This is a genomic window from Colwellia marinimaniae (assembly GCF_002207865.1).
In the GTDB taxonomy this organism is placed as follows: Bacteria; Pseudomonadota; Gammaproteobacteria; order Enterobacterales; family Alteromonadaceae; genus Colwellia; species Colwellia marinimaniae.
This window is the reverse complement of record NZ_BDQM01000093.1, coordinates 1-875: the sequence shown is the minus strand read 5'-3', so window position 1 is coordinate 875 and position 875 is coordinate 1. Positions and strand designations below refer to the sequence as shown.

General features: G+C 55.8%; 2 protein-coding genes. Both read left to right on the top strand.

Annotation, left to right across the window (positions count from 1 at the left end):
* Positions 1–212 (top strand): head decoration protein (locus MTCD1_RS18295; protein WP_143760144.1); only part of this gene is annotated, 212 nt, incomplete at its 5' end.
* A gap of 55 nt (positions 213–267) precedes the next feature.
* Positions 268–875 (top strand): major capsid protein (locus MTCD1_RS18290; RefSeq protein ID WP_088568994.1); only part of this gene is annotated, 608 nt, incomplete at its 3' end.

Sequence of the window (875 nt, the reverse complement as noted above, 5' to 3'; positions counted from 1 at the left end):
CCCCCTCCAGCCTTAAGCTGGTTGCGTGGGATGGCACCCCCGCCGGTGCTGCCGTTGGCATTCTTGCGGTTGCTGCTGACCAGACCAGCACCACGCTGACGTTCTACAAGTCCGGCACGTTCCGTTATGAGGATGTGCTCTGGCCGGAGGCTGCCAGCGACGAGACGAAAAAACGGACCGCGTTTGCCGGAACGGCAATCAGCATCGTTTAACTTTACCCTTCATCACTAAAGGCCGCCTGTGCGGCTTTTTTTACGGGATTTTTTTATGTCGATGTACACAACCGCCCAACTGCTGGCGGCAAATGAGCAGAAATTTAAGTTTGATCCGCTGTTTCTGCGTCTCTTTTTCCGTGAGAGCTATCCCTTCACCACGGAGAAAGTCTATCTCTCACAAATTCCGGGACTGGTAAACATGGCGCTGTACGTTTCGCCGATTGTTTCCGGTGAGGTTATCCGTTCCCGTGGCGGCTCCACCTCTGAATTTACGCCGGGATATGTCAAGCCGAAGCATGAAGTGAATCCGCAGATGACCCTGCGTCGCCTGCCGGATGAAGATCCGCAGAATCTGGCGGACCCGGCTTACCGCCGCCGTCGCATCATCATGCAGAACATGCGTGACGAAGAGCTGGCCATTGCTCAGGTCGAAGAGATGCAGGCAGTTTCTGCCGTGCTTAAGGGCAAATACACCATGACCGGTGAAGCCTTCGATCCGGTTGAGGTGGATATGGGCCGCAGTGAGGAGAATAACATCACGCAGTCCGGCGGCACGGAGTGGAGCAAGCGTGACAAGTCCACGTATGACCCGACCGACGATATCGAAGCCTACGCGCTGAACGCCAGCGGTGTGGTGAATATCATCGTGTTCGATCCGCA